1 pseudogene is annotated in these 263 nt (G+C 61.6%); it reads right to left on the bottom strand.

The annotated features are described in order from the left end of the window. Positions 1-127: pseudogene (locus tag QCD75_RS22065) on the bottom strand (creatininase); the annotation flags it as partial. Positions 128-263 lie beyond the last annotated feature (136 nt).

Raw genomic sequence — 263 nt, 5'->3', positions numbered from 1 at the left:
GCCCGGTGAGCCGGCGCTCAAACTCGGCGTTGGAAAAGGTCAGCTTTTCCTTCTGTCCGTTGTGCAGGACCTTGAGTCGCTCCAGCTCGGCGATGGACGAAGCGTTGTCGGTGGTGGTGATGGTCATGGTGGTGGTGCCTTTCGTCGGTTGGTTCTGGGAGGGAAAAGTTTGGAAGTCGGCCGGGGCTACTCGTGGCTCAGCGGATCTTTGCTGGTCTCACGGGAGAGTGCGACGGCGATCAGGGAAACGACCGCGGCGCCCA

Origin of the sequence: Arthrobacter sp. PsM3 (assembly GCF_030433895.1) — a bacterium.
GTDB lineage: Bacteria > Actinomycetota > Actinomycetes > Actinomycetales > Micrococcaceae > Arthrobacter.
This window is presented reverse-complemented; position numbering and strand designations above follow the sequence as displayed.